This is a genomic window from Gordonia sp. G4, assembly GCF_057770005.1.
The window spans coordinates 2,328,647-2,355,290 of the sequence record NZ_CM173442.1; the positions used below are offsets into that span (position 1 = coordinate 2,328,647).

Sequence of the window (26,644 nt, forward strand, 5' to 3'; positions counted from 1 at the left end):
TCCGGGCCGGGTCAGCGGAACACGATGCACGTGGTGGTTCCGTGGGCGACGAGCTTGCCGTCGTGGGAGAACACCTTGCCCTCGGCTGTCGCGGTGGTGCGCCCGGCGTGGATGACGGTGCCCACGCCGGTGAGTTCCCCGGCGTCGACGGCGACCGAGCGGATGTAGTTCACCTTGAGCTCCAGCGTCGTGTACCCGACACCGGCGGGCAGGGTGGTGTGCACGGCGCACCCCATCACCGAGTCCAGCAGGGTGGCGCAGATGCCGCCGTGAACGGTGCCGAGGGGGTTGGCGAAATCGGGCTGCGGGGTCACGGCGAAGGTGACCTCGCCTTCATCGATCTGCTTGGGCACCATGCCCAGCAGTCTGCCGATACTCGGGCGATCCGAACCCGCGCCGCCGGCCTGCCAGGCACGCAGTAGTTCGAGTCCGGACATGGCGGAGGGGTCGGTCGGTGCGTCGGTCGTCGTCATGACTATGCATGGTTGCATACTCGAGCGAAATTATGAAGGTGTGCATATGCAGCCCGGTTCCTCTCAGGCGGAATGACCTCGGCCGATGCTATGTATGCTTGCCCAGGACATCGGTTGTATGAAGGTCTGCATAGGAGTTGCCGCATGACGTCACATCCCGCCGAGTCCGTGATCACCGGCGCGGACGACCGTGGCCCGCGTGAACGTATGGTCGTGCATGCGGCCGATCTGATCGGCCGCGACGGCGTCGCCGCCACCTCGATCGGCGATGTCATCTCCGCGAGTTCCGCCCCTCGCGGGTCCATCTACCACCATTTTCCCGGCGGCAAGACCCAACTGATGACCGAGGCGGTCCGCTACGCCGGTGAGTTCATCGCCGAGCGAATCGGGCGCCCGACCGCGATGACCCCGGCCGACACCATGCGCGAGATCGGCGGGGTGTGGCGGCGTCTACTGGTCAACACCGATTTCCAGTTCGGTTGTCCGGTGCTCGCCGGCGGACTCGCCCGACGCAGCGAGCCCGCGGTGGCGGACGCATCCGCCGAGATCTTGCGGCGGTGGGCCGACCTGGTCACCGCCCGGCTGGTGGTCGACGGCGTCGACAGCGACCGCGCCGACTCGCTGGCCAACCTCACCATCGCGGCAGTCGAGGGAGCGGTCGGGCTGTGTCAGACACAGCGCAGCGTCGAACCCCTCGATCGCGTCATCGCCGAACTGGCGAGCCTGTGCGACGCCGCGGTCGAGCGGCTCTGAACGGGAGCGAGACGTTGGACACGCGTGTGCTCCGTCAGTAGGTTCACCATGTCGTCACCGCCGCGGTGACGCCTGGCCTGCGCCCGTTCATCGTCGGCGCCGGCCCGAATGGTGGGTGAGCTCGGGGAGGGTGACGCCATGACGCCGGTCTTCCGGCATGCGCTGGGTTCGGACTTCGACCGTCTCCATCCCAACGTCGCGTGGCGCTACGGCATCGATTCGACTTCCAATGTCGCCCAGATCTGTAGCGGGATCTACGAGTCGGTGTACATCTCCTCGGCGCTGCCGCCGCCCGCGCTGTGGCACTACGCGAAGCGCAATGCGCTGCCCTCGAAGACGAGTCGCATGGTGCCCTTCACCCAGGGCTACTACTGCTACTCCGACGAGCTCGAGCGGGAATCGCTCGCGGTGCTGCGAACCTTCCAGTACACGACCGGCCCGCGCAAGCTGAACTCGTTGCTGGTGGCCGGGCGCACGGGCCTGGTCGACTATTTCGGCGACGGTCCCGAGTTCCTGTATCCCATCGAGCCGTCGGTGACGCGGTCCGGCGAACTGCTGCTCGAGAGCGGGCCGATGCGCTGGCTCGGACGCGGACCGAAGGTCGGGATGCGGGGACTCTTCACCGCCCAGATGAAGTACATCGAGGGGTGGGACGAGAAACGGGACCGCTTCCGGTGCGATGCGACCGTCCGCAATCCGGTCATCGGCGAGATCATGCATTTCCGCGGCTGGTTCACCGCGGTCGACCAGGCGTGCTCGCTGCGCGACATCCCGGACGAGGCGTGGCCGGTCAACCTCGTGGACCGTGAGAGCTGACCCGCACTGCGGCGGGCGACCTCACCACGGGTTCGACACGTCGTCGACAGTTCTTCGCATCGGCTTCGCAGGCGCGCGGTAGGTTCAGCGCATGGCTGTCTCAGCGAACATCGAATTCGACGTCGCCGCCCCGGTCGCGGTGGTGATGGAAGTGCTCATGGACATCGAGTCCCTGCCGGACTGGTCGGGCCCGCACAAGGAAGCCGAGATCCTGACCAGTTACGACGACGGCACGCCGGAGAAGGTGCGGATGGTCGTCACCGCCGCGGGGATCTCCGACGAACAGACGTGCACCTACGAGTGGACCGGCAACTCGTGCGAATGGCACCTCATCGAGTCGAATCAACTGAGCGAGCAGCACGGCAAGTACACGGTCACCGAGACCGACAAGGGTGCGCGGGTCCGGTTCGACCTCGACGTCGAGCTGAAGATCAAGCTGCCCGGCCTCATCGTGAGACGCGCGCAGAAGATGGCGGTGGACACCGCTCGCAAGGGACTCACGACCGAAGTGGAGAAGCGCGCGGCGGCCTGAGGACAATCGTTACCCGACGTGGCGGGTCGATCGTTGCCTCCGCGGTGCGGAGCGCGGGTACGCTGAGGGCGTTCCGTACCGGGGCGCCCGAGCAATGGAGGCCAAAGCAGTTGAGAATCAAGAAGTTTGCCGTTCGCGGTCTGGTCCTGGCGGCGGGGGTCGCCGGATGTGTCGGTTTCGCCGGGCTGTCGGGCGAGGGGGTGTCCTCGGCCTCGACGCATTGCTCGGTGTCGAACGGACATCAGGTCGAGCGGGTCGAGGGACGGAGCGGATGCGGTGCGAAGGCCGGACTCGGCAGTCGTGCGACCGCCGATGAGAACAGTGGCTACGGCACCGCGGTCTCGGTGTCGGACAACGGCGGCAACGCCGCGGCCTACAACCTGCAGCCGGGCTCGTCGGCCCTCGCCGGGGCCAACACCCGGGGCAACGCCTATTCGGTCACGACCGGACCGAGCGCGCTGTCGATCGCCCAGGCCCGCCGGGGCGGCACCACGGTGGCGGTGGGTGGCTGGGGCGGCGAGGCCTACGCCGGTCCCGAAGGTGCCCGGTGCAGCGGTGGTTTCGCGGCCGCGTTCGACACCAGCACCGGCAAGGCCTGCCTGCATTCCGGTTCGATCGACCTGAGGAACTGACCTCGGGTTCATCGCACGAGGTCTGAGAGACAGAACACGCCCGGCGCGACGGCCGTTCACCGGAGCGTCGGGCGTCGTTCGTCGCTTCGTCCTATCGTTGTGGAGTGACCGACCTCCACGATCCCGCGACCCAGATCGGCCCCGACTTCAGCGTGCTGAACGGCCGCGAAGCGCTGCAGCAACTCGTCGACCTCCACGACACGACCCACTTCACGGTCAACGACGATGACGACGACGACCCGGTTCTGCTCACCCTGCCCGAACGGAACGTCGTCGACACCTGGCGCGAGGACTATCCGTACGAGGAGCGGATGAGCCGCCGCGAGTACGAGGTCACCAAACGACGGCTGCAGATCGAGCTGCTGAAACTGCAGAAGTGGTCGAAGCAGACCGGCCAGCGGCACCTACTGGTCTTCGAAGGTCGAGATGCCGCGGGCAAGGGCGGCACCATCAAACGCTTCAACGAGCATCTCAATCCGCGCGGCGCGCGCACCATCGCACTGGAGAAGCCCAGTGAACGCGAGGCCACCGAGTGGTACTTCCAGCGCTACGTCCAGCACCTGCCCGCAGGCGGTGAGATGGTGTTCTTCGACCGCTCCTGGTACAACCGGGCCGGCGTCGAGCGGGTCATGGGATTCTGCAGCCCGAAGCAGTACACGCAGTTCGTCGCCCAGGTCCCGGCGTTCGAGAAGATGCTCGTCGACGACGGGATCAACCTGGTCAAGTTCTGGTTCTCGGTCACCCCGCTCGAGCAGCGGACCCGGTTCGCCATCCGTCAGATCGATCCGGTGCGACAGTGGAAGCTGTCCCCCATGGACCTGGCCTCGCTCGACAAGTGGGATGCCTACACCGAGGCGAAAGAGGCGATGTTCGCCGCCACCGACACCGATCACGCGCCGTGGACGGTGGTGAAGTCCAACGACAAGAAACGTGCCCGGATCAACGCGATGCGCCACGTGCTGAGTCTCTTCGACTACGACGGCAAGAACGAGTCGTTCGTGGGTACGCCCGATCCGCTGATCGTCGGTCGTGCCGCAGACGTGATCGGGGAGTAGGCACCGGGCAGATTCGGACGACGGAGCATCATGGCGACGTCGTCCCGGTCACGCCCGCTTGTCAGCGCCGCCCGGAGATCAACCGCCCAAGGACACCTACGGCGAACATCGCGACGCCCACCCCGCCGACGATCAGGGCGAGCCGGGTGACATCGTCGTAGGCGCCGTCGATGATGAGCTCGGCCACCCGCCGCCCGGAACTCTCGGCGCCGGCCACCTCCTGCTTGGCGCGGTCGGCGAAGAACAGGCCCGTGGCCCAGGTCGAGACGCCGGCCGCGACCACGCCGAGTCCGAGCCACGCGAACACGGTTCCGCGCCGGCGGGCGACCAGCAGTGCGAGCACCGCGGCGATCACGGCCACGGCGGCCGAACCCCACGCGAGCAACGTGATCTGGCCACCGACCTCGGCGTACCGGCCCGCCTCGAGGCCCGAGGCGCCGTTGGTGAGTTCCACCACGACCGGACCCTGGATCGCGTTGCCCCCCGACAGGTTCAGGGCACGGTTGATCATGGCGGTGATGTCGAGTTGCATCACGGAGGTGTCCGAGCCCGGCGCGGGCTCTTCGAAGAGGAACGCGTGTTGTTGCCCGACGACGTCGGCGAAGTCCTGCTGGAACTGTTCGCTCTCGGTGTAGCGACCGGCCAGTGGGCGCACCAGGACGCCGGCGATCGGCAGATCGGTCCGGGCGGTCGCCTGCGCGGCGATCTCGTCGGCCAGATACTCCTTGACCTCCTGGTTCTCCGCCATCGGCGCGACCGTCGAGACGAATCCCGCTTGATCGACGATTCGCTGATCCAGCCAGAAGGACGGAACGGCGAGGACGGTCGCCGCAATCGCGACAAGTGTCAGCAAGGCACTGAGGAAGCTACGCACAGCCACGAGGCTACCGAGACATGCGCGTGGATCACCGGACCGGCGCGGTGTGGCCAGGCGGCCGCGTCGGCGGATGGTCTGGCTCGAGTGGGCACAGGCGGCACCGCCGAGTTCGGCGACGGGGGCGGTGCGAATGTGCTGAGGTCGAGTTGTGCCCGATCGTGACCCTGACGCGCCGGTCTCGGGTGTGACTGGTGGGGTTTGTGTTCACCACAGTCCACCATGGTTCGTTCACCGTTGGGGTGCAAGTGATATGCGCTGCAACACAACAACTCTCAACGCCTGCAGGTTGTGGAGAAACTTCGTCGTCGAACGTTTTGGCGAGTACCTTGGTGTCATGGCTTGCGACTCGACGACGCCACACGCCCACCGGGGTTCTGTAGCGAAAGTTGGCAAATAGCACGCATTTTCGCTACAAAATCCCGGTGGGTCAGTGACCCGCGAACGCCTCGGCGAGCCACCACGAACCGCCGTCGTCGGTGATCTTGGCGTCGATGATCAGTGGCCCGGACGGTTCGGGTGAGGACAGCGAGCCGACCCACTCCCGGACCTCGTCGAGGTCGTCGAGTCCGGTGACCGTGACGCCCGTCGCGCCGTGACCGCGGGCGATCGCGGCGATGTCGACCTCCGGGAACGTCACCGTCGTCATGTCGGCGTCGCCGAAGTGGTGTACCTCCGCGCCGTAGGCGGAGTCGTTGTAGACGATGACGACCAGCGGCAGTGCCAGCCGCACCGCGGTCTCCAATTCGGCGATGGCCATGAGGAATCCGCCGTCACCGGTGCCGAGGACCGGGAGCCGGCCCGGCTGTGCGAACGCCGCGCCGATCGCCGTGCCGAGACCGAGACCGATCGACTGGAAGGCCTGGGTGAAGCAGAAGCCGTTCTCGTCGGGAACCGACAGATGCGTCGACGGGTAGCCCATGAAGTTCCCGGAGTCGATCGACACGACGCGCTCCGCCGGGAGTATCTCGTCGAGCGCGATCGTCAGTGCCCGCGGGTCGACGCGACCGGGTGTCACCTCACCGGCGACGGGGACGTCCTGCCACCTCGACGACGCCGAGATCCGTTGCCTGACCTCCGTTGTGCGGTAGCCAGATTGAACTGGCCCGCTCGCTCCGCTCCCGGCACCGGTCAGAAGGTCGAGCACGTCTGCCGCGGTCGCGGCACAGTCGCCGACGACACCGAGATCGACGTGACGATGCGCACCGATGGCGTCGATGTCGTCGTCGACCTGGACCACGGTCGCATCCGCCCCGATGAGTCGGCCGTGCCGCATCGTCCACATGTTCAGGGCGCAACCCCACCCGACGATGAGGTCGGCACCGGCGATCAGGTCCGCGGTGGTGGGTGAGGAGAAGCCACCGGAGATGCCGAGAGAGAACGGGTTTCCGGCGAACAGACCGTTCGCGACCGCCGACGTCGCGACCAGCGCACCGGCGGTCTCGGCCAGTGCCGCGACCTCCGGTCCGGCGGCGCGCGCCCTCGGCCCGCGACGAAGACCGGCCGCCGGGCGGCGCGGATGGCATCGGCCAGACGGGCCGCCGACCGGGCATCGGGCCGCACCCGTGGCGGCTCGACCGAAAGCTCGACCGGATCATCGAATTCCGATGCGGCCGAGGCGATGTCGATCGCGACATGAAGCACCACCGTCCGGCGCCGGGTCACCGCGGTGCGGAAGGCGCGGGTGACATCGGAGACCACGGTGCTCGGGCCGTGGACACGGTCGTTCACGGCGCCCACGCTCGCGGACAGGGCCTCCTGGTCGATGCGGAAGTTCGACCGCAATGCCGACGCGGGCGAGTCCGCGGTGAGCACGATCATCGGCGTCCGGCTCTTGGCCGCCTCGGCGATGCCCGTCATCGCATTGGTGAGCCCGCACCCCTGGTGGACCGACAGCACGCCCACCCGTCCCGACATCCGTGAGTAGGCGTCGGCCATGCTGGCCGCGCCGCCCTCGTGACGGGCGGCCGTGAACGGCACCCCGCCGGCGCGCAGGGCGTTGGTGAAGACGAAGTTCCCGCTGCCGACCACACCGAAAACATGGCCGACGCCGAGATCCGCCAGCACCCGGCCAGCCACGTCGGCGACCGTCGGGCCGTAGCGGCCGGGTGCGCCCATCAACCTTCGACGATCGCCAGCACGCGCGACGGACTGCCGGTGCCGCCGACGATCGGCAGCGGACTCACGACGATCACCGCCCCGGTGGGCGGGAGCGAGCCCAGGTTGCGTAGCGAGGTGAGCCCGTATTTGTCGTTGCCCAGGAAGTGGTAGTGCACGGGGAACGCGGGATCGAACCCTCCGGCGAGACCGGCGTCGACGCCGACGGTCTCGACGCCGAGGCCGGTGATCTCGCGTTCGGTGGCCAGCCATTGTGCGCATTCCACCGACACGCCGGGCGTGTGCGACCCGGTCTCGTCGGTGTTCAGGAACTCCGCCTCAGACCCGCCACGCGACTCCCAGCCGGTCCGGAGCAACAACCAGGTTCCGGCGCCGAGCCGTCCGTGTTCACCCTCCCAGGACTCGACCTCGGCGACGTTCAACAGATGATCCGGGTCGTCGGCGACCTCCCGGGTCAGGTCGAGGACCGCAGCCGGACCGATCAGCCGCTGCACGGGGATCTGTGACACATCGTCCCCGTCGCGTCCGCTGATCCAGTGGATCGGGGCGTCGAGGTGGGTGCCGATGTGCTCCCCGGTGTGGATGTTGTTGTGCCGCCAGTACGGTCCCGGCTCGTTGTAGGCACTGACCTCTTCGAGACTGAAGTCGATCAGGTTCGCGAACGGTGCGGGCAGCCGCAGCGCCGGCGTCGACGCACTCAACGGGGTGGTCAGGTCGATGACGCGGAGCGATCCGTCGGCGAGACCGGCGGCGAAACCGGCCAGCGTGGTTGCGGTCATGGGCGGAATTCTCTGCTACTTGCGCGCACCGCGCCAGTTCATGCCCCAGCCGTACGCCTCGTCGACCTTGTCCTGCGCCCCGCGGATGTAGCGCACCTCGCGGTTGAGAACCAGCTCGCCGCCGCGGTTCTCGAAGAGGGCGATCGCGCAGGAGAGCGCGGACTGATCGGCCTCGTCGAGCCGGACCTCGATCTCCGGGCCGTTGGCCGGGAACAGGGTGACGACACCGTTCGCGCCCGCCCAGTTCGGGGTGCCCTCGTAGATGTAGGCGAAGATCAGGATCCGCCGGATGCGGTTGGTCGCGGCGAGGTCGATGTACATGTTCTCGCCACCGGAGCCGGATCGATCGTCACCGTCGAGGTAGATGATCGGCTGTCCGTCACGCGGTGCCCGGAACGAGTTGCCCAGTGCCTGGACGATGCCCTTGCTGCCGTCGGTGAACTCCCACAGGCAGGCGAGATCGAGATCGATCCCCTGTGCCTTGCGAAAGAGGCCACCGCCCTTCGAATTCGAGGTCCAGCTCAGGTTGACGCGCACCTGGCCGGTGGTCGCGCCCTGCTTGCTCAGCGAGATGCTCGGCGCGGACTTGGTGAGCGTGATCTTCGACATCGAGATCGGCTGTGCGGGCGGCTGCTGTCCGTAGTCCGCGGGGGCCGGCGGCTGCTGACCGTAGCCGGCGGGTGCGGATGGGGGCTGTGCGGGCGGCTGCGGCGGCTGGGCCTTCGGACGCTTGGTGTAATCGATCCCCATCTCGGTTCCTCATCTCGTCGTCGGTGACATTCTCGGGTCGGACATTCTCGCGGTGATCGCGCGGCGAAGATGCTCGTCGCAGGTGCTGGCGCCCAGCGTAGTGGACCACCCTCATCCGGCGGCGCCCGTCGCCGGCGCATGAGCTCGCGCGGACGGACCGAACGCGGACGCGACAACGAGCTTTCCCTGCGGGCTCCGACGGCAGCTGGCCACCGCGACATGGCAGGGACGTGGGATGTCCGGCGGGAGCGGGAAACCGTCGTCGATCTGATACCGGGTGTTGGTCACCTTCGACGCGATGGCCGCCGGGTCCGCGGGGTGATCCGGAGCGGCATCCGGCCGAATGACGACCATCGCCTCGGTGACTCCGACCGGCCAGTCGAAGCGCACGGTGTCGCCTTCGACGCAGACGGCGGTGACCGGCGGCGGGTCGTCGGGGCGCGGGGCGGAGGGTCGCTCGGGGGCCGCGGCCGCCGGACCGGCGGACGGGGCGGACACGGCGTCGGTACGGGCGGGGGCGGACCGGTGCCCGGCGTACACGGCGGTGACCTCGTAGACCGGCGGGACCGGGTCGGGTGCACTGCCGTCGGACAGCTCGGTCGCCGTGGTCCGACCCAGCGTCCGGGTCGAGCCGTCGAATCCGATCCGCACGACCCGGTACGTCACCGACCCCGTCGCCGACGGCTCCCAGGTGACGGTGATCGCGCCCCCGTCGGCGACCGACCGGACGTTGCGCGGCGGCTCCACGATGACCTCGGCCGCCGCCGAGTTGAGCTCGTCGTGATCCACGATCTGACGCCGCAGCTCGGCGACGGCGGCCAGGCCGGCCGGGTCTCCCGCCGACGCCGTTCGGGCAGCCGCGGCGGCCCGGGTGACGACGTCGCGTGACTGCTCCAGCCGTTCGTCGAGTCGGCCGTCCACGTCGGGAAGCAGGTCGATGTCCCGGGCCACCCGCAACACGCTCTCGAGCAGTTCGAGTGCCGCGACATGTCGCTTCTCGTCTGCGAGGTCTCCCGCTCGTTGCGAGTCCGTCACCGCCCGGGTGATGACCCGCTCGACCTCGTCGGCGACCGCCGCGATCTGCCGCAAGGCCTCGTCGTCGTCGCCGGCCGAGGCCCGGGCGTCCGCGATCGCCGAACGCGCCCGCACGGGCAGGCCGTCGCGCAACGCGGCTCGGGCGGCTCGAAGATCGTTCTCCCACAGCCTCTTGCGCGGGGCGGGGACCTCGACCTCGACAGGCTCGGCCGGCGGAGGAAGGGGCTCGGCCGGCGGAGGAAGGGGCTCGGCCGGCGGAGGAAGGGGCTCGGCCGGCGGAGGAAGGGGCTCGGCCGGCGGCGGGAGGGGCTCGGCCGGCGGTGGAAGGGGCTCGCCCGGGGGAGGGGCGCGCCGAATTCGGCGGCGAGTCCGGCGATCACCGTGCGCGCGTCCCGTGCGCCCAGCCCGCGGGTGCGCGCCTCGTCGAGCAGGTACTCGTGGTCCTGTGTCCCGAGTTCGTCCTCGACCAGGACCGCGGCCCGGACCCGTGGCCGGAGATGGTCGGTCACCTCGTCGATCACCGACTGCCGATACTCCTGTGCCAGGGCGGGATCGGCGAGCAGGACGTCGTGCACGTGAACCAGGAGCTCGTCGAGGACCGCGCGGAACCGGCCGGCCGCGAGTTCGCGGGCGCGCTCGTTGAGTGCGACGGCCCGCGACTCGATGACACCGCGGTCGGCGACGGCGTCGGTGTCGAGGTGCAACAGGGTCAGCAGGGTCGGGGTGGGGTCGCCGTCGTGCAGCCGGTCGAACTCGGCGAGCAGGTCGCCGATCTGGGCGCGTTGCTGTGCCGACAACGTCACCCGCGGCGGCACCGGCGCGGCGGCTGGGGCGGGCACATCGTCGACGATGCGGTGACGCCGCAGGCGGGTGGCCGTCTCCGCCGGCTCGAGGCCACCCATCGCGCCGATCTCCTCGAGCCCGGCGCGCTTGGATCTCGGTATGCCGCCGTAGCGTTCGTTGAGTCGCGCGATCGCGTTGTCGAGGAGTTCGAACCTCTGCTGATCGCGTAGTTCGCGCCGGGTGGTCACCGCGCGCGCCTCGGCGATCCGGCCGGTCTTGTGCCGCAACGGCGCCGACCGCTCGTCGTGTTCGGCGACCAGTCGTGCCACCAGGATGCGGTACTTCGGGTGGTCGCGTTGCTTCTGCCAGAACGCCCAGACCTCGTCGAGGCGCGCGGCCACGGCATCGTCGTCGAGTCGCTCGGCCTCCCCGACCGGGATGTCATACAGTTCGAACGAATCGGATTCGCCTGGGCCGCCGCGTCGCTCGACCGCGGCGAGCACGCGTTTGCGGTAGTCGTTGCCGACGAACGGCTCCATCAGACCCCTTACCTCACCCGGACATGATCACTGGTCGCGGCGTCGAGATCGGTGCACCTGTTCGAGTTCCCGTTCGACCTCCGACTTCGACAGCGACGCACCCGTTTTGGCCGACAGCGTCAGTGGTATCCGGGCGTCGACATGGAATGCGGTGACGTGCAAGACGCCGTCGAACGCCATCTCGAAGGTGACCGACACCTCACTGCCCTCGTCGTAACCGGGCGGGATGTCGGTGATCGCGCCCTCGATGAGGACCTTGGCGTCCTCGGGTCGTGGGGACGCCGCCTGCCCCTGCTGTTCCAGAACGACCAGCTCGATGCGGGACTGATCGCGTCGCATGGTCCCGAACGACCGGCGCACCTTGATCGGCAGCGTCTGGTTGCGGTGGACCAGCCAGCTGGCCTCCAGCTCGCCGTTGTGGCCGTTGACTGCCAGCACCCCGAACCCGCGGGACACCACCGTGTCCACGCTGACCTCGAGCATCCGGCGGACACCGCTGACCGGCAGTGCGAACGCGTGCGCGACCCGCGTGCAGGACTCGTCGAGATCTGCCGGGGCGACGCTGTCGAGTCCGCGGTCCTCGCGGAGACGGCCGCGGGTGGCGAGGTCGGCGCGGACGAGTCGTTCGATCTCGAGCTTCTCGCCGTAGATCGCGGCTCCGCGGGCGACGGCGAGATCGGGATCGTTGAGCTCCGGGGTCTTCCCCAATGCGGCGGCGAGCTCCCGTGCGACCATCGGCATCCGCGACGAACCGCCGACCAACAGGACCCGGTCGACGGCGGACACCCCTCGACGTTCGGCGGCGGCCAGGCACGACCGGGTGAGTTCGACGGTGCGGGCCAGCAGCGGGCGGGTGAGTTCCTCGAGCTCGGACCGCGTGAGTGGGATGACCGACCGGGCGCCGTCGTGAGCGACGATCACCGACGTCGAATCCAATTCGGTCAGTTCGTGTTTCGCCCGCTCCGCGGCAAGGATGAGGGCCTGTGACCCGGCGGAGTCGTCGAGCGGGTCCTCGGCATCGGGATTCTGGGCGCAGAATGTGCGCGAGAGGTGCAGCGCCACCCGCTCGTCCCAGTCGGCACCGCCGAGCTGATGATCACCGTCGACGGCGAGCACGGTGATCCGGCGATCCGCGAGTTCGATGACCGTCGCGTCGAAGGTGCCGCCGCCGAGGTCGTAGACCAGGACGGTCTCGTCGGGCGTGCTCTTGGCGAGGGGATCGGTGATCCGGCTGAACCCGTAGGAGAGTGCCGCGGCGATCGGTTCGGACAAGACCCCCGCGACTTCGAGGCCCGCATAGGTGCCGGCCTGGATCGTCGCGCGCCGCTCTTCGTCACCGAAATACGCCGGCACGGTGATCACGGCGCGGTCGACCCGCTCACCGGCGAACGCGGCGTCGGAGATCAGCGATTTGAGGATGAGTGCCGAGATCGCCGGGGCCGACCAGGTCTGCCCGTGCGCGACGAACCGCCACTGGGCGTCGCCCATCCGCCGCTTCACCAGGCTGCAGACGTTCTCGGGGTCGAGCCGGGCCTGCCGGCGCGCACCTTCGCCGACGACGTGGTCGGTGGGCGAGGTGAGCAAGACCGTCGACGGGGTGGTCGGTGCCCCGGTCAGGCCGACGATCACCTCGGGGCGACCGTCGGCATCGATCTTCGCCATCGCCGAGTTGGTGGTTCCCAGGTCGATCCCGATTACGCCCACGATCGGGGATGCTAGCAGCGCAGAGGGTTCCGCCGGTGTCGGACGATCGATGGGTGGCCATTCATTACGCTGGCGGAATGACGTCTCCGGAGGGCCCTGCACCCGACCGAACCGCTGGGCTCGAGCAGTTGCGCGAGCAGCTGTCCGACCTCGCGCTGGTGGTCGCGCGGCAGACCAGGACGATCGAACGACTCGTCGACGCCGCCAAATCGCCGCCGGCGACGGCCGTGGCAGACGTTCCGCTCCTGGTCGATCTGTTCGCGCTGTACACCGACGCCGCGACGTGCGCGGTCTCGGCGTCGGAGGCGGACCGGCCCGCGTTCGAGCTGCTGCGCGCCGGCCTGGAACGGCTCATCGTCGGCCGCGGCGGTGCCGTCGTCGCACCGCCACCCGGCGCCGACTTCGATGCCCGCACCATGGAGGCGGTCGACGTCCGCCCGGTGACCGACACCGCCGTGGACCGCACGGTTGCCGAGGTGCTCCGTCCGGGACTGGTCGCGGGCGAGCGGTCGGTGCGCCCCGCGGCGGTCGTGGTCTCGCGGATCTCGTAGTAGACGATGGCCGATGGCGCGCCTTGTCGCTACGAGATCCCGAGGGTCCGCCAGAGGAATTCGTAGGCGAGCGCGGACTTGAACGCGGCCTGCTTGTTGTCCGCCGCGCCGCCGTGACCGCCCTCGATGTTCTCGTAGTACTGCACGTCGTGGCCCGTTTCCTCCAGGCGGGCAACGAGTTTGCGCGCATGACCGGGGTGGACCCGGTCGTCGCGGGTCGAGGTGGTCACCAGGATCGGTGGGTATGTCGTCTCGGCGTCGATGTTCTGATACGGCGAGAACGGCTTCATGAACTCCCACTGTTCGGGATCGTCGGGGTCGCCGTACTCGGCCATCCACGATGCCCCGGCCAACAGGAGGTGGTAACGCTTCATGTCGATGAGCGGCACCTGGCAGACCAGGGCGCCGAACAACTCGGGATACCGGGTCAGCATCACGCCCATGAGCAGCCCGCCGTTGGAACCGCCCTGGGCGCCGAGCTGGGCCGGGGTGGTGAGGCCGGAGTCCACGAGGGCGCGTGCCACCGCCGCGAAATCCTCATAGACCTTGTGCCGGCCCGCCTTCTGGGCCTGGGTGTGCCACGACGGTCCGTACTCGCCGCCGCCACGGATGTTGGCGATCACGTAGATGCCGCCGCGTTCGACCCAGCTCTGTCCGGCGATGGCGAGGTAGCTCGGGGTGAGCGCGTTCTCGAATCCGCCGTAGCCGTACAGGAGCGTCGGGCCATGGGACACGTCGCGGCGCCGCACCACGAAGTACGGGATCTGCGTGCCGTCGTCGGACGTCGCGAAGTGCTGCTCTGCGGTCACCGACTCGGAGTCGAAGAACGCGGGGCTGTGTTTGATCACCTCCGGGGCGTGCCCGCTGTAACCGTGCAGCAGACTCGGCGGTTCGGTGAACGACGTCGCCGACCAGAACACCTCGTCGCTCTCATCGGGATCGGTGTCGAGCACAGAGACCGTGGCGAGGTCGGGCAGTCCCGGCATGTCGATGACCTGCCACGTCCCGAGTTCGCGCACCTCGACCCTGGTGTGCACGTCGTGGAGTTTCACGATGATCAGATGTGAACGCGTGTAGGCGTAGTCGACGAGACTCGTGTGCGCGTCGGGTGCGAACAGCACGGTCGCGTCGCGGTCGCCCGACCGGTAGGACTCGTAGTCGAAGGCCAGCAGCGTGCCCGGTGGGTGAGTGGTGCCGCCGACCTCCCAGTCCGACCGCGACAGCACCAGCAGCCAGTTCATCCGGACCCCGGCGTGGGCATCGGTGGGGACGTCGAGCAACTCGGGCTCGCCGTCGCGCAGTTCGTAGTCCAGCGAGTTGAAGAAGTCCGTGGCGCGCCCGATGAAGTGGCGCTCGAATCCCGGTGTGCTGTCGTAGACCGCGCGCACCGACACGTCGGAGGTCTCACCGGTGAAGACCGTGACGGCCTCCGACAGCGGGGTCCCCCGCGTCCACCGCTTGACCACGCGGGGATAGCCGGAGTCGGTCAGCGAGCCGTGCCCGTCGGGTTGCTCGCCGAAATCCGTTCCCACGTAGACGGAGTCGCGGTCGATCCAGCCCACGTCGGACTTGTTCTCCGGCAGCACGAAGCCGTCGGCCACCCAGGTGCGCGACGGGATGTCGAACTCGCGGACCACGGAGGCGTCGGCGCCACCGCGCGACAGGGAGATCAGCGCACGCTCGTACTCGGGCCGCAGCACGGTGGCACCGGCCCACACCCAGTTCTCGTCCTCGTCCCGTGCCAGTTCGTCGACGTCGATGAGGACATCCCAGTCAGGGGCGTCGGTGACGTAGGAGTCGTACGTCGTGCGACGCCAGAGTCCGCGCGGGTTGGTCGCGTCGCGCCAGAAGTTGTAGAGATACTCACCGCGACGTCGTGCGTAGGGGATGCGGTCGTCGGTGTCGAGCGCGGCCAGCGTCGCGGCCTCCAGCTCGCGGAAGCGCTCCGATGACGTCAACGCCGCCACCGTGGGTTCGTTGTGGGCGCGTACCCACGACAACGCATCGTCGCCGGTGACCTCTTCCAGCCACAGGTACGGATCGGTGTCGGTGGTCGCGGTGCCGTCGTCGCCGTGCTCGGTCATGGCGTCCAACCTACGCGGGCGCCCGCGGGCGTCGGACCGCGCGCGCGTGCGAGCGGTGCCGACCCCGACAAAACGCCTACTCGGAGCCGGTTTCGGGGGTATCGTGACGCAGCGACGTCGAGGAGACCCCCATGGCCACTGCTCATTCCGTTCCTGTCCGCCGCTCCGGCGATGAGCCGCCGCGAGGCACGAGATGGGGCCGTCTCTCGATGGCCACGTGCTCCGCCGTCGCGATCATCGCACTCGTCGCCGCCTGTGACAGCGGGTCGTCGGGGACCGGGTCGTCACCGTCCGGGTCGTCCCTGGCCAATCCGAATTCCGTCGCCGCCGAACCGCTGCCGGCCGACGCGGTCGACAAGGCGGTCGGCCAGCTCGACGACCTGGTCGCGTCGATCATGGAGTCGACGAAGATCCCCGGCGTGGCCGTGGCCGTCGTGTCGGGAGGGGAGACCAAGTACGCCAAGGGGTTCGGCGTCAAGGACATCACCACCGGTGACGCGGTCGACCCGAACACCGTCTTCCAGCTCGCGTCGGTGTCCAAGTCGGTCGGGTCGACGGTGGTCGCGGCCGCCGTCACCGACAAGACGGTGTCCTGGGAGATGCCGATCGTGGAATCATTGCCGTGGTTCGCTCTCTCCGAGCCGTATGTCACGCGCACGGTGACCGTCGGGGACATGTACTCCCACCGGTCGGGTCTTCCCGACCACGCCGGCGACAAACTCGAGGACATGGGCTACTCGCGCGAGGAGATCCTGCAGCGGATGCGCTTCATGCCCCTCGATCCGTTCCGGATCAGTTACGCCTACACCAACTTCGGGGTGACGACAGGTGGCGAGGCCGTGGCGGTGAAAGCCGGGACGGACTGGGCGACACTGTCTCAGGACCTCATCTACGGACCGCTGGGCATGACCAGCACCAGCTCGCGGTTCGTGGACTTCGAACGCCGGGCGGACCGCGCGGTCGGGCACATCAAGGAAGACGAGAAGTGGGTCAAGACCCCGATCCCGCGCGAACCCGACGCGCAGTCACCGGCGGGCGGCGTGAGTTCGTCGGTCAACGACATGGCGATCTGGTTGAAGATGGTGCTGGCCCAGGGCAAGCACAACGGCCAGGAGGTCGTGGCGCCCGACGCCCTGCTCCCCGCGGTCTCGCCGCAGGTGGTGTCCAATCCACCGCAGACGCCCGACTCCCGCGCCGGGTCGTATGGCTACGGCTTCAACGTCGGGGTCACCGAGGACGCGCGGACGCAGTTCAACCACGCCGGCGCCTTCGCCTCGGGCGCCGGAACGGTGTTCTCGGTCCTGCCCTCGGCCGACACCGCGATCGTCGTGCTCTCCAACGCCGCGCCCGTCGGTGCGGTGGATGCGATCGCCGCCGAATTCATGGATCTCGTCCAGTTCGGTGAGATCCGCAACGACTGGCGGGATCTCTACGCCAAGGCGTATGCACCGCTGAGCGTCCCGGAGGGTGAACTGGTCGGCAAAGAACCGCCGTCGAATCCCGCACCGCCGCAACCGCTGCCGTCGTACGTGGGTGCCTACGCCAACCCGGTGTACGGACCGGCGGAGGTCGTCGAACGCGACGGGAAGCTCGTCCTGGAGATGGGTCCGGGCGGGGTCCGCAAACACGAGCTCTCCCACTGGGACGGCAACACCTTCACCTTCACCCTGCTCAACGAGAACGCCGAGCCGGGCTCGATCTCGCAGGTGAGGTTCGACGGGCCACGGATGACGATCGAGTACTACGACGACGAGGAGAGCAACGGCGAGTTCATCCGCCGGTGACGCTCAGCGGCGGGGCGACACGCCCTGGCTGCCGGCAGTCACCGGGTCGGGGACCTCACCCGTTCGGATCGGGCATCGGGTGTGTGAGTAGATCGTCGGCATGCAGAGGTTGCAGTGGACACACTTCGACGTCGTCGACGGGTCGCCGGCCAGTCGTAGCGGAAGGTCGGGCTCACGCAACAGCGCGCGGCCCATGGCCATGAAGTCGAAGCCCTCGGCGAGGGCGAGATCCATCGAGGCCCGGTCGGTGACGCCGCCCAGGAGGATGAGCGGCAGGTCGACGGCCTTGCGGAGTTCGCGTGCCAGGGGCAGCAGATAGGCGTCGTGATAGCGGTAGTGCTTCAGGAAGACCGGGGCGAAGACCTTGAGTCCGTACTTCATCGCACCGGAGAACGCATCGGCGAACTCCTTGCGCGGAGCCTCGCCGTGGAACAGGTACATCGGGTTGAGAAGTGAACTCCCCGCGGTGGGTTCGATGGCGTCGAGGTGACCGTCGGACTCCAGCAGCTGCGCCACCTGGCACGCCTCGTCGACGTTGAAGCCACTGCGCTTGGCCCGGCTGCGTGCCCGAGCCGCGGGTGAGCGTTCGAGGTCGACGCGGCCGACGCCGTCGAAGGTGTTCAGTTTCACCCAGATCGCGGCCTCGTCCCCGACCTCGTCGCGCACGCTCTCGACCACCTCGCGCGCGATACGCGCACGGTTGACGAGGCTCCCGCCGTAGGAGTCGCGACGCCGGTTCAGCAGCGGAGACAGAAAGCTGGAGATGAGATAGTTGTGGCCGCAGTGGATCTCGAGCCCGTCAAAACCGGAGTCCACCGCGAGTCGCGCGGCGCGACGGAACTTCTCCCGCAGATCGGCGATGTCGTCGACACTGACCGCGCGGGTCACCGACATCCCCATCGGCGCGGGTATCCGTGACGGTCCGAGGGCTGGGGCCCGGTTCGACGCCGAGTTCGCGACCGCGCCTGCATGCCCCAGTTGTGCGGCGGCGAGAGCCCCCTCGGCGTGGATGGCGTCGGTGAGCCGCCGCAATCCGGGAACCGCCTCCGGCCGCATCCAGATCTGGTGGCGGTCGGTGCGGCCCTCGGGTGAGACCGCGCAATACGCGACGGTGCTCATGGCGACGCCGCCGGCCGCGACCTCGCGGTGGAACTCGATCAGCTCGTCGGTGACCAGGGCGTCGGGCGTCATCCCCTCGAAGGTCGCGCATTTGATCAGCCGGTTGCGCAGGTGCAGCGGCCCGAGCCGGGCGGGGCTGAACGGTCCGGTGATGGGGCTGTCCACAACGGGTCCTCTCATTCGTGTCTCACGGGGCGGGCGCGGTCAGTCCGGCGGTGACGAAGCCGGTCAGGGCTGTCACCGCGGCCGTGCTCAACGTCTCGGTGCCCCCGAACCTCAGGAGGATGAGCTGGAAGGCGAGGGCCCAGCGCCGGCGCGCCTGCCCCGCGGTCAGGCCGGGGACGGCGTCGGCGAGCATGTCGGCGAACGGGTCGAGATCGAACCAGCGCGACGTCCAGCCGGCGGTGGGGTGGGCGAACACGAACCGGGCGAGCAGCCGCAGGTGGAGATGTCCCGCCGGGTCGGCCTGTAGGTCGACGAATGGGTCGACGACCACGTCGACGACCTGCGCGATCGATGTGACGGCCGGGTCGAGCGAAGCGAGCGGGTCGGCCCACAGCGGGCCGAGCCGGGACTGCAGCAGTGCGATGGTGAGGTCTTCCTTGGTGCCGAAGTGGTAGTGCACCGCGGCCGGGTTGGCCTCGGCGGCCGCGCAGATCGCCCGGACGGACACCTTGTCGTATCCGTCGGCGAGGAAGAGCCGTTCGGCGACGGTCAGCAGGGCCTCGCGAGTCGGTATCGAGGCCGAACCGCGGCGTCCGGCACCGCGTCCCTCGCGGGTGGTCTGGGTCACACGAGCAGCAAAGCACAGTTCAGTCGGCGTTTCAATCAGTGATTGAAACCGAAGTGGTGCTACCGGCGAGTAGTGGGACACTCTGCGGCGGTGGTCGGACGCGACGTAGGCTGGCTGTCGTGGCTGAACACTTTCAAACAGTTGTATTGGGTGCAGGTCCAGGTGGGTACGTAGCCGCGATCCGGTCGGCTCAACTGGGCAAGAAAACCGCCGTGATCGAGGAGAAGTACTGGGGCGGTGTGTGTCTGAACGTCGGATGTATCCCGTCGAAGGCACTTCTGCGCAATGCCGAACTCGCGCACATCTTCAATCACCAGGCCAAGACGTTCGGCATCAGTGGCGATGTCTCCTTCGACTTCGGCGCGGCATTCGACCGCAGCCGCAAGGTGTCCGACGGCATCGTCAAGGGCGTCCACTACCTGATGAAGAAGAACAAGATCACCGAGATCGACGGGTACGGGGTGTTCACCGACGCGAAGACCATCAAGGTCGGCGATCGGGAGATCACCTTCGACGACGTCATCATCGACACCGGGTCGACGGTCAAGCTGCTCCCCGGCGTCGAACTGTCGGAGAACGTGGTCACCTACGAGACCCAGATCCTCACCCGTGAGCTACCGGGCTCGATCGTCATCGTCGGCGCCGGCGCCATCGGCATGGAGTTCGGCTATGTGCTCGCCAACTACGGCGTCGACGTCACCATCGTCGAGTTCCTCGACCGCGTGCTGCCCAACGAGGACGCCGACTCGTCCAAGGCTCTCGCCAAGGAATACAAGAAACTCGGCATCAAGCTGCTCACCTCCACCAGGGTTCAGTCGGTCACCGACAACGGCGACGACGTCACCGTCACCTACACCGACGCCAAGGACAAGGAGGGCGAGCTGACCGTCGACAAGGTCCTCATGTCGGTCGGCTTCGCCCCGCGCGTCGAGGGCTTCGGTCTGGAGAAGGCCGGGGTCGAGCTCACCGATCGCGGCGCCATCGCGATCGACGATTACATGCGCACCAACGTCGACGGCATCTACGCCATCGGCGATGTCACCGCCAAGCTGCAACTCGCGCATGTGGCCGAGGCCCAGGGCGTCGTGGCCGCCGAGACCATCGCCGGCGTCGAGACCATGACCCTCGGCGACTACCGCTTCATGCCGCGCGCGACGTTCTGCCAGCCCCAGGTGGCGTCCTTCGGACTCACCGAGGCGCAGGCCAAGGACGAGGGCTACAACGTGAAGGCGACAACGTTCCCGTTCTCGGCCAACGGCAAGGCGCAGGGACTCGGCGAGACCGCGGGTTTCGCCAAGCTCATCACGAACGCCGACACCGACGAACTCCTCGGCGGACACCTCGTGGGCGACAACGTCTCCGAGATGCTGCCGGAGATGACGCTGGCCCACAAGTGGGACCTCACCGCCAAGGAACTCGCCCGCAACGTGCACACCCACCCGACCCTGTCGGAGGCGCTGCAGGAGACGTTCCACGGCGCGCTGGGACACATGATCAACCTGTAGTCGCCAGACCCTTCGTGACGGGGCCTCCGCAAGCTCCGGCCCCTCCTCAGGGAGCGGGGATGTCTGCTCTCCTCGGGGAGCGGGGTTTCATCTCTGCTCCCTGAGGTGCGAGGAGCGATAGCCGCCGGGCCGAGCGAGCGAAGCGAGTCGAGGTCGACGAGCCACGAAGGGTCTGCGCACTACCCTCGGAACGGTGAGTGCCGTCGAACGTGTCCGCGAGTGGACACCCCCGTGGCCGCTCGACATCGGGGCGACGGTCGGCCTGCACCGGCGCGGTGCGGGCGACCCGGCGTTCGTCTACGGACAGGACAGGTCGGTGTGGCGGGCGGCCCACACGCCCGATGGGCCGGGTACGCTGACCGTTCGCTCCGACGGCACGACCGTCACCGGACGCGCCTGGGGGCCGGGTGCGGACTGGCTACTGGAGCAGATGCCCGACTTCCTCGGGGCGAGTGACGATCCGGATGCGTTGGTCCCACGTCACCCGGTGGTACACGAACTCGTCCGCCGTACCGAGGGACTGCGCCTCGGTCGCACCGATCGCGTGTGGGAAGCGCTGGTGCCGGCGATCCTCGAACAGAAGGTCGTGGGCGCCGAGGCGTTCCGCGCGTGGCGGTATCTGTTGCGCCGCTTCGGTACTCCCGCACCCGGTCCGGTTCCGGAGACGATGAGGGTGCCACCGCCCCGAGCGGAGTGGGCCCGCATCCCGAGCTGGGAGTGGCACCGCAGCGGCATCGAACCGGTCCGGATGCGGACGATTCGCGGGGCGACCGCTCTCGACGTCGAACGTCACGCGGCCAAGCTCACCGTGTTACGCGGCGTCGGGCGGTGGACCGAGGCGGAGGCCCTGTCGCGTGCGCTCGGCGATCCCGACGTCGTCAACGTCGGCGACTATCACATCCCGAAGCTGGTGGGGCTCACCCTGATCGGCGAGGCCGTCGACGATGCGGGGATGCTCGAGTTGCTCGAACCCTATGCGGGACAACGACAGCGCATCATCCGGATGGTCACGCGGGGCGGCGTCCGTCCCGAGCGCCGTGGACCGCGGATGACCATCCGCGACTACCGGTCCTTCTGATCGACCGCTCAGCCCTGCGTCGCCTCCGGGCCGGGTCTCCGCGCCAGCACGAACTGTCCCTGTCCGGTGATCGTCTGCTCGACGTCGTCCACGCCGGCACGACGGAGGCGCTCGAGGATCTCGTGGTCGTCGAAGATGCGGTATCCGCTCACCCCGGCGAGCGGCCGGACGCCCGGCAGCGAGGTGAGAGGTGTCGTCACCGAGGTGAAGACCACGATCTCGCCGCCGGGCGCGGTCACCCGAACCAGCTCGTCGACCACAGGGAGGGGATCGGGGATCAGATAGAGCGCCGCCAGGCAGGTGACGACGTCGAAGGTGTTGTCGGCGAACGGCAATGCGTGGGCGTCACCGCGCACGAACGCGGCCCGTCCGACGGCGTTGGTCTGCGCCGCGCGCGCCAGCATGGGTGTGGAGAAGTCGATGCCGATGCACCGGCCGTCGCCGGTGAGGCCGTCGGCGATCTCACGCGTGTAATTGCCCGGACCGCAGGCGACATCGAGGACGAGGCGATCGCCGGGGCGGGCGAGGTAGGCGCGCAGCGCGCGGTCGAAGTCGGCGGTGGAACGGCCGCCGAGACTGAAGAGCCGGGTGAAGGTCGGACGCCACCGGTGCTCGTAGATTTCGGCGAAGTGCTGGTTGCGCATCAGCCGCTGCGCGATCGACTCCATGTCAGGAGCGGGTGTCGCGCTCGATGCGCAGTGTGTGGATGGTGGTCGCGAGACTGTCGTACTGCCCGACGAGCAGGGTGAAGGCGATGAGCTTCCGGTCGTCGAGGTGCAGCGACAACGCCTGCCAGGCGATGTCGGAGACGTCCTTGCTCTCGACGAGCTCGTCGACGGCTCGCAGGATCGCGCGCTCGCGATCGCCCCATCCGGCGTCGGGTCCCTCCAGGATGTGGTCGAACTCGTCCGCGGTGATCCCGGCCCGCCGGCCGAGTCGTCGGTGATGATCGAGTTCGTAGTCGCACTCCCGGAGATGGGCCACCCGGATGATGACCATCTCGGAGTCCTTGCGCGACAACGCACCGAACGGCATCAACCGGCTGCTGAAGTGGAGCCAGCCGCGGAAGAGCCCCTTCGTGCGTCCGAGAGTGGAGAAGATGTGTGCGTCGTCGACACCGATGGCCCGTGCGGCCCCCCGCGCGAAGACGAAATTGATCGGCCCGAGCTCCCGGAGACCGCCCGGAGCGACGCGAGGTGTGCCCATGGGCCCACGGTAGACTACGCGGACTATGACGCACACCACACGGACGTTCACCAGTGTCGACGAACTGAAGGCCGCGATCGGCGAGGATCTCGGGTCGGGCGAATGGCTGGAGATCACCCAGGAACGGGTCAACGCCTTCGCCGACGCGACCGGTGATCACCAGTGGATCCACGTCGACCCCGAACGTGCGAAGTCGGGTCCGTTCGGCTGGACCATCGCGCACGGATACCTGACGGTCTCGTTGCTGCCGATGATCGCCGGGAAGATCTTCACCGTCGAAGGTCCCAAGCTGGTCCTCAACTACGGGATGAACAAACTGCGTTTCCCGAATCCGGTGAAGGTCGGCGCCCGGATTCGATCCAATGCGGTGATCACCTCGGTCGAGGAGACGCCGAAGGGCGTGAACGTGGTCGTCACCAACACCGTCGAGATCGAGGGAGAGGCCAAGCCCGCATGCGTCGCGGAGAATCTCCGCGTTCTCGTCTTCTGACCGGGCGACGTCCCGCCGGTCAGCGGCGACACTCGTCGACGGCCGGTTCGCCGCGTAGCCGGCGGTCGAGCCAGTCGAGGGCCACCGGGAAGCCGAGCAGCGCTGCGGTGACGTGTTCGCCGAAGATTTCACGGTAGGCCGCGTTGGTGCCGAGAGCGCACTGTTCGCGATAGAGGGCGCGGGCGCCGGCCGCGGGTATCCACCATTCGTGGGTGCCGTGATAGATCAGCAGGGGAGTCGCGGACGCGCGGTCGGCCATTCCGGTCAGGCGGTAGATCCGCTCGGCGGTCGGCGACCGGAACGGGTCGGGGTCGTTCGACAGCACCTGCATCGGCAGGAAGGTCCCGCCGGCGATGGCCTCGGGGAGCACGCACACGTTCTTCATCGGCGACGAGGCCAGCCATCGAGCGGGCCGGTTCGCCAGCGCCAGGATCTCCGGACGCTCGCGCGCGATGCCGAAGGTCGCAGCATGGAACAGGCCGGTCGCCAGGTTCGCGTTCATGCTCCCGACGAGCATCCGGAAGTCGGCCGGGACGCCGCCGAGTGCCGCGCCGACGACGCGATCGGTGAGCTCGGGAGCGTACTCGCCCAGCAGTTTCGACGCCCCGTGCGTGGCGATGGCACCCCCGGAATACCCGGTCATCGCCACCCGGCTGTCGCGCAACATCATCGGGTCCAGACGCCGGGCCGCGCGAATGGCGTCGAGCGTCACGTGCCCGGCGAGTACCGGTTCCGCGTAGGCCATCCGGGGTCCCTGGTGGTCGGGTATCAGAGCCGCATGGCCCGCGTTCAGTGCGAGCTGGGTCGTCGGCGGGATCAGGTCCGTGATCCCGGTTGCGATGGAGAGTCCATGCGCGAGTGTGTATCCGGGTGTGCAGGCGGCTCCGAGGGAGTCGATCGGCAGATTGTTCACGAGCATCGGCGTCGACGCGCCGACCGCGCGGCGCGGGATCAGCAGGGTCGCGGTGCCGTAGATCGGCGCTCCGACGGCGTCGGTGCTCCGGAACTTGATCAGCGTCGCCGAGCGAAGCGGCACGGTCACAACCGGTCCGGCAGCCGCGATGACGTCGCGCGTGGCGATCACTTCGCCCGGCGCGCGGGAAGCCAGATCGGCCGGCCAGCGGTCGAACATCGGGTCACCGGTGGGCGAGGGCAGGATCGACTCGCGCAATTCGAGTGTGCGGTGGTCGAATCCGGCGGCTCGTGCGCGCGGTGGGATCGTGCGCAGCGGGGCAACCGGGGGTGGCGGCACCGCGTCGTCGATCGCGTCGACGACAGGCGGCGGCAGCGGCATCATGTTCGGTGGATCCGCGGCCGCGCGTCCGGCGGGCAGTAGGCCGACGACGACGATCAGCAGGACGCCGACCGTCCACGTCGCCCGGTGCCGCAGCGCAGTCCGGTACCGGAGCGGTGTCCGGCGGCGGAGCGAGGTTCTCGTCATGACGGTGCCTTCGCGTGACGGACGCCCCGATGCGCCCGCTTCCCCGTGACCCTAGGACCATCGACCGGACCGGAGCGCCGGTTGCGCATCGATGGTCGCCGCACCGAGACGGAACCGTGATGTGTGATGCCCGGTGGGGAAAGCACATTCGCGCGTCACCCGACCGGACTACACCCGCGACTCACCTCGCCGTCGGCACGGCACGCTTGATCCCCGCCGTCTAGCATTGGCCGCAGGTGATCGCGGTTCGAGTCGTCAGATGTGCTGCCGGGGGGGCAGGTGATTCGACGATCACCGAGGTGAGACGGGAGGTTGGCGATGCCGGCCAGGGGAGTTCTTCGACTATCGGTTCGACGGGCAGCGATCGCGACCACGGTGGCGGTGGCCGCACTGGGACTCGTCGCGGGCCCGACGTGGATGAGCGGTACGGCCGACGCCGAACCGCCCAATCTCACCTCGGTCCCGTCGCAGCTGCCGGCGGACATCGACGCCGTGATCCCGGCGCCGCCGGTCGAGAGACTGTCGCGCATTCCGGAACGGTCCCGCATTCCGGGCGCCTCCCACGAGCTGCAAGAGCTGCGCGAGGCGATCATGCCGTCGCCGAGCGGCGACCGGTTCTTCGACGACTGGCCGGCCGGACTCGCCGCGCGGACACCCGGAGAGGTCCTGACGACGCGGTCGGTGACCCGCGTGGCGCAGTCGCTCGTCTTCGTCCCGCTGCGGTCGGCGCGGCAGGTCAAGTTCCGGACCACCGACGCGAACGGCGCCCCGATGTTCGGCACGGCCACCCTCCTGGTGCCGGCCAAGGCGTGGACCGGACGGGGAGCCCGGCCGGTCCTGGTCAACAATTCGCCGATAGTCGCGCTGGGCACGAAATGCACCACGGGGTTCACCTACGCACACGGATTCACCAACAACACGAACGAGACCGATCTGATCCCGCCGTTCACCCAACTCGCACTGGACCGGGGTTACGCGGTGCTCGTGCCCGACCACACGGGACCCCGGATGGCCTACGCCGAGCCGTTTGTCGCGGGACACGTGATCCTCGACTCGGTGCGCGCGGCGGCCGGCGTCGACCCGGCGAACTTCGGGCGCGGACCCATCGCGATGGTCGGCTACTCCGGTGGGGCGATCGCCACCCACGGGGCGGCCAAGCTCGCCGCCGGGTATGCGCCCGACATCGCCGGACGATTCGTGGGCGCGGCCATCGGCGGGGTACCCGCGGACTACCGGTCACTCGCCGGCGCCATGAACGCGAACCTGGCCTCGGGTGTCTTCCATTCGGCGATTCTCGGTGTCGCGCGGGAACGGCCCGAGGTCCTGCAGATGTCGAACCATCTGGCGAGATGGCTTGCGACGTCGGAGATCCGCAACATCTGCACCGACGACATGGGCAACCTCGGGATCTCGCACCTCCCGACCCAGCTGCTGTCGACCGACCCGGACCCCTTCAACTCCGCGGTCGCCGAGAAGCTCTTCGAGGTCACGTCCATGGCGGATCTCGAGGCGTCGATGCCGTTGCTGATCTACCACGGGCGCTACGAGTGGTGGGTTCCGGCCAGCCAGGCACGCGCGCTCTTCGCCCAGCAGTGCGCTCTCGGTGCCACCGCGGTCTACCGCGAGTACGGTGCCGAGCACGTGTCGGCGGCTGCTCTCGGCTTCCCGGACACCGCGACCTGGCTCGACGACCGGCTACGCGGCCTACCCGCGCCGAACGGGTGTCGCGGCTGATTCGCTTGCGGCCCTT

The 26,644-nt window shown here is 68.5% G+C and carries 24 protein-coding genes and 1 pseudogene; 11 read left to right on the forward strand and 14 right to left on the reverse strand.

The genetic code is table 11. The features are described from left to right. Positions 1 to 11: 11 nt before the first annotated feature. Positions 12 to 491 (reverse strand): PaaI family thioesterase, encoded by a 480-nt coding sequence (locus tag AC3B5T_RS10360; protein ID WP_193748592.1) that lies wholly within the window; start codon positions 489 to 491, stop codon positions 12 to 14. A 126-nt stretch (positions 492 to 617) separates the two neighbouring features. Here AC3B5T_RS10360 and AC3B5T_RS10365 point away from each other — a divergent pair, with 126 nt between their 5' ends. From AC3B5T_RS10365 to ppk2, 5 genes are all read left to right on the forward strand, one after another. After that, complete coding sequence (locus AC3B5T_RS10365) at positions 618 to 1,226, forward strand: TetR/AcrR family transcriptional regulator (RefSeq protein WP_010842841.1); 609 nt, start codon at positions 618 to 620, stop codon at positions 1,224 to 1,226. Between the two features lie 138 nt (positions 1,227 to 1,364). Continuing rightward, positions 1,365 to 2,042 (forward strand): DUF4166 domain-containing protein, encoded by a 678-nt coding sequence (locus tag AC3B5T_RS10370; RefSeq protein WP_014925316.1) that lies wholly within the window; start codon positions 1,365 to 1,367, stop codon positions 2,040 to 2,042. A 91-nt stretch (positions 2,043 to 2,133) separates the two neighbouring features. Continuing rightward, positions 2,134 to 2,574 carry an SRPBCC family protein gene (locus AC3B5T_RS10375; RefSeq protein ID WP_010842839.1) on the forward strand — a complete coding sequence of 147 codons (441 nt, stop codon included), beginning with the start codon at positions 2,134 to 2,136 and terminating at the stop codon, positions 2,572 to 2,574. Between the two features lie 110 nt (positions 2,575 to 2,684). Further along, positions 2,685 to 3,206 carry a DUF6764 family protein gene (locus tag AC3B5T_RS10380; protein ID WP_010842838.1) on the forward strand — a complete coding sequence of 174 codons (522 nt, stop codon included), beginning with the start codon at positions 2,685 to 2,687 and terminating at the stop codon, positions 3,204 to 3,206. 104 nt (positions 3,207 to 3,310) lie between these two features. Beyond that, a complete protein-coding gene (gene ppk2, locus AC3B5T_RS10385; protein WP_010842837.1) occupies positions 3,311 to 4,261 on the forward strand; it encodes a polyphosphate kinase 2 in 951 nt (316 codons plus the stop codon). A gap of 61 nt (positions 4,262 to 4,322) precedes the next feature. Here the strand turns inward: ppk2 and AC3B5T_RS10390 are convergent, their stop codons facing one another. The 7 genes and pseudogenes from AC3B5T_RS10390 to AC3B5T_RS10420 form a co-directional block, all read right to left on the reverse strand. Then, positions 4,323 to 5,135 carry a hypothetical protein gene (locus AC3B5T_RS10390; protein ID WP_035717432.1) on the reverse strand — a complete coding sequence of 271 codons (813 nt, stop codon included), beginning with the start codon at positions 5,133 to 5,135 and terminating at the stop codon, positions 4,323 to 4,325. Between the two features lie 430 nt (positions 5,136 to 5,565). Then, positions 5,566 to 7,253 (reverse strand): annotated as a pseudogene (locus AC3B5T_RS10395) (thiamine pyrophosphate-binding protein). Beyond that, complete coding sequence (locus tag AC3B5T_RS10400) at positions 7,253 to 8,032, reverse strand: cyclase family protein (protein ID WP_488358602.1); 780 nt, start codon at positions 8,030 to 8,032, stop codon at positions 7,253 to 7,255. The pseudogene AC3B5T_RS10395 and the gene AC3B5T_RS10400 overlap by 1 nt, the downstream one beginning before the upstream one ends. A gap of 15 nt (positions 8,033 to 8,047) precedes the next feature. Then, positions 8,048 to 8,782 carry a TerD family protein gene (locus AC3B5T_RS10405; RefSeq protein WP_010842833.1) on the reverse strand — a complete coding sequence of 245 codons (735 nt, stop codon included), beginning with the start codon at positions 8,780 to 8,782 and terminating at the stop codon, positions 8,048 to 8,050. A 111-nt stretch (positions 8,783 to 8,893) separates the two neighbouring features. Continuing rightward, complete coding sequence (locus tag AC3B5T_RS10410; RefSeq protein ID WP_488358603.1) at positions 8,894 to 9,871, reverse strand: hypothetical protein; 978 nt, start codon at positions 9,869 to 9,871, stop codon at positions 8,894 to 8,896. Further along, positions 9,814 to 11,139: a hypothetical protein gene (locus tag AC3B5T_RS10415; RefSeq protein ID WP_488358604.1), complete on the reverse strand. Its 1,326-nt coding sequence runs from the start codon at positions 11,137 to 11,139 to the stop codon at positions 9,814 to 9,816. The genes AC3B5T_RS10410 and AC3B5T_RS10415 overlap by 58 nt, the downstream gene beginning before the upstream one ends. Positions 11,140 to 11,166: 27 nt before the next feature. Further along, a complete protein-coding gene (locus tag AC3B5T_RS10420; RefSeq protein ID WP_488358605.1) occupies positions 11,167 to 12,843 on the reverse strand; it encodes an Hsp70 family protein in 1,677 nt (558 codons plus the stop codon). Between the two features lie 77 nt (positions 12,844 to 12,920). Here AC3B5T_RS10420 and grpE point away from each other — a divergent pair, with 77 nt between their 5' ends. Next, positions 12,921 to 13,394 (forward strand): nucleotide exchange factor GrpE, encoded by a 474-nt coding sequence (gene grpE, locus AC3B5T_RS10425; RefSeq protein ID WP_488358606.1) that lies wholly within the window; start codon positions 12,921 to 12,923, stop codon positions 13,392 to 13,394. Positions 13,395 to 13,423: 29 nt separating this feature from the next. Here the strand turns inward: grpE and AC3B5T_RS10430 are convergent, their stop codons facing one another. Further along, positions 13,424 to 15,478, reverse strand: coding sequence for a prolyl oligopeptidase family serine peptidase (locus AC3B5T_RS10430; RefSeq protein WP_488358607.1), 2,055 nt, complete (start codon positions 15,476 to 15,478; stop codon positions 13,424 to 13,426). Positions 15,479 to 15,687: 209 nt separating this feature from the next. Between AC3B5T_RS10430 and AC3B5T_RS10435 the strand changes: the two genes are divergently transcribed. Beyond that, positions 15,688 to 17,262, forward strand: coding sequence for a serine hydrolase (locus AC3B5T_RS10435; protein ID WP_488358608.1), 1,575 nt, complete (start codon positions 15,688 to 15,690; stop codon positions 17,260 to 17,262). A gap of 3 nt (positions 17,263 to 17,265) precedes the next feature. Here AC3B5T_RS10435 and AC3B5T_RS10440 read toward each other — a convergent pair whose 3' ends face one another. After that, positions 17,266 to 18,546: an oxidoreductase gene (locus tag AC3B5T_RS10440; RefSeq protein WP_488358609.1), complete on the reverse strand. Its 1,281-nt coding sequence runs from the start codon at positions 18,544 to 18,546 to the stop codon at positions 17,266 to 17,268. A 22-nt stretch (positions 18,547 to 18,568) separates the two neighbouring features. Then, positions 18,569 to 19,174, reverse strand: a complete 606-nt coding sequence (locus AC3B5T_RS10445) for a TetR/AcrR family transcriptional regulator (protein WP_488358610.1) — start codon at positions 19,172 to 19,174, stop codon at positions 18,569 to 18,571. 119 nt (positions 19,175 to 19,293) lie between these two features. Between AC3B5T_RS10445 and lpdA the strand changes: the two genes are divergently transcribed. Together lpdA and AC3B5T_RS10455 are read left to right on the forward strand one after the other, a co-directional pair. After that, complete coding sequence (lpdA, locus tag AC3B5T_RS10450; RefSeq protein WP_488358611.1) at positions 19,294 to 20,679, forward strand: dihydrolipoyl dehydrogenase; 1,386 nt, start codon at positions 19,294 to 19,296, stop codon at positions 20,677 to 20,679. Between the two features lie 193 nt (positions 20,680 to 20,872). Beyond that, positions 20,873 to 21,757: a DNA-3-methyladenine glycosylase family protein gene (locus AC3B5T_RS10455; protein ID WP_055475733.1), complete on the forward strand. Its 885-nt coding sequence runs from the start codon at positions 20,873 to 20,875 to the stop codon at positions 21,755 to 21,757. An 8-nt stretch (positions 21,758 to 21,765) separates the two neighbouring features. Here AC3B5T_RS10455 and AC3B5T_RS10460 read toward each other — a convergent pair whose 3' ends face one another. Together AC3B5T_RS10460 and AC3B5T_RS10465 are read right to left on the reverse strand one after the other, a co-directional pair. After that, positions 21,766 to 22,425 (reverse strand): class I SAM-dependent methyltransferase, encoded by a 660-nt coding sequence (locus tag AC3B5T_RS10460; protein WP_055475734.1) that lies wholly within the window; start codon positions 22,423 to 22,425, stop codon positions 21,766 to 21,768. A gap of 1 nt (position 22,426) precedes the next feature. Next, the gene (locus AC3B5T_RS10465) at positions 22,427 to 22,963 is read right to left on the reverse strand and encodes a carboxymuconolactone decarboxylase family protein (RefSeq protein WP_488358612.1); all 537 of its coding nucleotides are present in this window, start codon (positions 22,961 to 22,963) and stop codon (positions 22,427 to 22,429) included. A 25-nt stretch (positions 22,964 to 22,988) separates the two neighbouring features. Between AC3B5T_RS10465 and AC3B5T_RS10470 the strand changes: the two genes are divergently transcribed. After that, entirely contained in the window at positions 22,989 to 23,453 is a 465-nt protein-coding gene (locus AC3B5T_RS10470) for a MaoC family dehydratase (RefSeq protein WP_488358613.1), read from the forward strand. Positions 23,454 to 23,472: 19 nt separating this feature from the next. Here AC3B5T_RS10470 and AC3B5T_RS10475 read toward each other — a convergent pair whose 3' ends face one another. Further along, a complete protein-coding gene (locus AC3B5T_RS10475) occupies positions 23,473 to 24,894 on the reverse strand; it encodes a lipase family protein (protein ID WP_055475736.1) in 1,422 nt (473 codons plus the stop codon). Between the two features lie 318 nt (positions 24,895 to 25,212). Between AC3B5T_RS10475 and AC3B5T_RS10480 the strand changes: the two genes are divergently transcribed. Then, positions 25,213 to 26,628: a lipase family protein gene (locus AC3B5T_RS10480; protein WP_014925330.1), complete on the forward strand. Its 1,416-nt coding sequence runs from the start codon at positions 25,213 to 25,215 to the stop codon at positions 26,626 to 26,628. Positions 26,629 to 26,644 lie beyond the last annotated feature (16 nt).

Bases quoted from the DNA above. Each gene is read 5' to 3' on its own strand.
- AC3B5T_RS10360 (WP_193748592.1), bottom strand. From the start codon at position 491: ATGCAACCATGCATAGTCATGACGACGACCGACGCACCGACCGACCCC.
- AC3B5T_RS10365 (WP_010842841.1), top strand. From the start codon at position 618: ATGACGTCACATCCCGCCGAGTCCGTGATCACCGGCGCGGACGACCGT.
- AC3B5T_RS10370 (WP_014925316.1), top strand. From the start codon at position 1,365: ATGACGCCGGTCTTCCGGCATGCGCTGGGTTCGGACTTCGACCGTCTC.
- AC3B5T_RS10375 (WP_010842839.1), top strand. From the start codon at position 2,134: ATGGCTGTCTCAGCGAACATCGAATTCGACGTCGCCGCCCCGGTCGCG.
- AC3B5T_RS10400 (WP_488358602.1), bottom strand. From the start codon at position 8,032: ATGACCGCAACCACGCTGGCCGGTTTCGCCGCCGGTCTCGCCGACGGA.
- AC3B5T_RS10405 (WP_010842833.1), bottom strand. From the start codon at position 8,782: ATGGGGATCGATTACACCAAGCGTCCGAAGGCCCAGCCGCCGCAGCCG.
- AC3B5T_RS10415 (WP_488358604.1), bottom strand. From the start codon at position 11,139: ATGGAGCCGTTCGTCGGCAACGACTACCGCAAACGCGTGCTCGCCGCG.
- grpE (WP_488358606.1), top strand. From the start codon at position 12,921: ATGACGTCTCCGGAGGGCCCTGCACCCGACCGAACCGCTGGGCTCGAG.
- AC3B5T_RS10430 (WP_488358607.1), bottom strand. From the start codon at position 15,478: ATGACCGAGCACGGCGACGACGGCACCGCGACCACCGACACCGATCCG.
- AC3B5T_RS10435 (WP_488358608.1), top strand. From the start codon at position 15,688: ATGGCCACGTGCTCCGCCGTCGCGATCATCGCACTCGTCGCCGCCTGT.
- AC3B5T_RS10460 (WP_055475734.1), bottom strand. From the start codon at position 22,425: ATGGAGTCGATCGCGCAGCGGCTGATGCGCAACCAGCACTTCGCCGAA.
- AC3B5T_RS10465 (WP_488358612.1), bottom strand. From the start codon at position 22,963: ATGGGCACACCTCGCGTCGCTCCGGGCGGTCTCCGGGAGCTCGGGCCG.
- AC3B5T_RS10470 (WP_488358613.1), top strand. From the start codon at position 22,989: ATGACGCACACCACACGGACGTTCACCAGTGTCGACGAACTGAAGGCC.
- AC3B5T_RS10475 (WP_055475736.1), bottom strand. From the start codon at position 24,894: ATGACGAGAACCTCGCTCCGCCGCCGGACACCGCTCCGGTACCGGACT.
- AC3B5T_RS10480 (WP_014925330.1), top strand. From the start codon at position 25,213: ATGCCGGCCAGGGGAGTTCTTCGACTATCGGTTCGACGGGCAGCGATC.